Genomic DNA, 2,916 nt, shown 5'->3' with positions numbered 1-2,916 from the left:
GATGATAAAGACGTTAAATTCCTTGGGATTTGGGCCGTGGAGTTGGGCGGCGGCATTGACTTTTTGCACGAGGCGCAGCACGTCGGCCGAGGTATGGGAGTAGGCGTATGGGTTGTGGCTATTTTCTGACGGCCACAAGAAGTTCTGGCGCCAGATTTGGCCGCCGAGGTAGGTGGTGGTGGCGAGTAGGAGTGCCCAGACGGCGAAGTGGTAGAGTCGTCCCCAGGGGGCGGCCAGCAGGGTGGCTGCTCCGATGCCGGCCAGCAGGATGAGGGCGTGGCTGGCGCCGAGGATTGTCCACGGCGTTTTGTAGGCGATGAACGAATACCCGCAGAGCAGGGCGGTGGCGTAGAGGGCGAGGAACCGCTGCAATCGGACGTTTTCGTAGCGGGACGGGCGGGCGAGGAATCCTTTGCCTGCTCCGACGACGGCCAGCAGTACGAGCGGCCATTCGCCGCTGAGGAAACCATCGGCGTCGCGACGGCCCCAGATCAGCGAAAGGTACCACCACCACGGTTTGGCGTGGCCAGCACCTTCGGCTCGTTTGGCGTATTCGACGTAGCTTTGCAGCGACTCGAAAAACCGGCTGGGCTGGCTGAGGAATCCGGAGAAGACGAAAAACGAGACAGCCCCGGCGACGAGCAGCCCGAGGGTCAGGTGGACGGCAAGGGTGGAGCCGGCGCGGCTGGAGCGCCGGTTGATCTGGCCGTACCCGGTGCCGCTGTGAAACAATTCGAGAATGGCCGTGGCTAGGATGGCTAGTCCCGCTGCGATCAGCTGGATCAAAAACGTTTCCTTGGTGACATGCATCAGTCCGACGGCGGCACCGGCTACCGCCATCCATCCCGGATGCCTCGTCAGCGTGTAACGCCAGCCCGCAGCGATGGCGAGGGTGGTCATGAAGACGAGAGGTACCTCCATGATATAATACCGGCTGTAGTAGACCAGCATGGGCGAAACGGCCGAAAACAGCATGGCCCACGCCGCACTGCCACGCCCCAAACCGTCAGCCATTAACCAGATGAGCAACACCAGACCCAGCGAATACAAGGCCGGCGTGAAGCGTAAAATGTATTCCCCTAGCTCGGCCGGCGAGTCGGTGCCACTGAGCCAGCAGAGCACACGCGTCGAGTAAACAAGAAGCGGGCCGTGGCCGTCAGCTTGATGATATTCATACTCGCCACCCGATAGCATGGGTGCGAGGTAGATTTCCGCCTGCACGGCTTCATCCGTGTGCAGGACCCGCTGGTCGAGCGCGATGAAACGGGTCAGTAGCGTGAGGATCAAGGCCACGAAAAACAGCCCGGCGGCCGTAGAGATTTGCGCGGCGGCGGTGCGAGGGGGCGGGGTGTTCAGGCGAAGAGCCACAGGCGAACGAAGCAATCAGGAGTCAGGACACGCGCGCCCCAGCTGGAGAGCGTCACCTTTACCATGGCGGCAGGCTCCCGCCGTGCAAGGTGGAATGGCGGATCGGTCGGTCGCGCCGCCGACTTCTTCAGCGGTCGGCCCTGCGCCGCGCGACGGCGCTCGAAATCAACGCATGCAGCATCTCGAGCCGCGGCAGAACGGCGCCTGCCGCACGCGCCCGCTGCAATGGCTGGGCCCAGATGCTGTCGACTTCCACATCGCGGCCTTCCATGTAATCGATCAGGCTGCTGGGACGATACGGTCCGATCTGGGCGGTAGTGGCGAGATGTTCATCGACGAGGGAGGCGGGCAGCGGGTGGCCGCAGGCGGCGGCGGCCTGCCTGACTTCTTCCATGATGGCGGCGGCCTGTTGGCGGAGCCATGAGTCATTCATGATGATGGAGGTATCCACTCCGCCAGCGGCGATGGCGAGGCCGTTGAAGGCGATGTTCCAGGTGAGTTTGAGCCATCGGGAGCGGGGTAGGCAGTCCGAAACTTGGCAATCGACGCCGGCGCTGGCGAGCAGCGAGGCGAGGGCTCGGGTGACGGGTCTGGGTGGTCCTTGGGGATCGCCGATGATGACGAGGCCCTGAGCCGAGTGGTTGATGACGCCTGGGGCGGTGCGATTGATGCACACGTAGCACAATCCCCCGATGACGCGTTCTGGGCCGAAGTGATCGGCGAGGAATTCCTCATTGCCGAGTCCATTTTGCAGGGTGAGCAGTTTGGTATCGGCGTGCAGCAGGGGGTGAATCAGGCCGGGCAACGCGGCATTGGCTGTTGATTTGAGGGCGATGATAACCACGTCGCACGGGCCAATTTCCGATGTGGTGGCATGAATCTGCGGGGCCGGGAGGTGGAAGTCTCCTTGGACGCTGCGGATGTGCAGGCCCTGCGCGCGGACGGCCTCGAGATCTGATCGCAGGAGGAAATGGACATCGAGACCGGCTTGGGCGAGGCGGCTGCCATAATATCCGCCGACCGCTCCGGCGCCAATGATGGCGAGGCGCGGATTTGAGGGCAGGACTTCCATGGGTGACTGGTGGGGGCGGCGTGATTACACGCTGGCCGCGATCATGGTAAAGACTGGCTGGATCACGCAGAGCAGGCCGGGTACCGCGTCGCTGGTGGCGGGGATGATTTCCGCACGGCAGCGGCCGACCGGCATGCCTTCGGCATCGAAGTAGATGGTTTCGCGTTCCCACCGCCGCCGGGCATTGAGTTGTTCCGAGACCTCGCGGCTGAATCCAGTGGGATCCTCAGGGCGGAACAGGCGATAGAGGGCCACCCCTTCTAGGCTGTCGCCATCGGTAGCAAGGAAGCGAATGGCTGCCGGGTTGGCGGCCCGGATGCGGCCGCGTAAGTCTGTGACGAGGGTGGCGGTCTTCAGATTGGCGAAGGCAAGGTCGCGCCAAGCGGAGGGAGTGTCGGAGGGCAGGCTGAGCGGCTCCAACGCCTCGGATGATTCGATGGTATGGGCTTCCTGCACAACGGACTCTGGAGCAGCGG

3 protein-coding genes are annotated in these 2,916 nt (G+C 63.4%); all 3 read right to left on the bottom strand.

All coding sequences use genetic code 11. The features are described from left to right. Positions 1-1,368, bottom strand: a 1,368-nt coding sequence (locus AC4DF4_RS18820; protein ID WP_490049633.1) for a flippase activity-associated protein Agl23, incomplete at its 3' end; no start/stop codon positions are given. A gap of 127 nt (positions 1,369-1,495) precedes the next feature. Beyond that, complete coding sequence (locus AC4DF4_RS18815; protein ID WP_490049632.1) at positions 1,496-2,440, bottom strand: 2-dehydropantoate 2-reductase; 945 nt, start codon at positions 2,438-2,440, stop codon at positions 1,496-1,498. Positions 2,441-2,464: 24 nt separating this feature from the next. Beyond that, positions 2,465-2,916 (bottom strand): PAS domain-containing protein (locus tag AC4DF4_RS18810; RefSeq protein WP_490049631.1); only part of this gene is annotated, 452 nt, incomplete at its 5' end.

This window comes from Luteolibacter sp., assembly GCF_058122085.1.
This window is presented reverse-complemented; position numbering and strand designations above follow the sequence as displayed.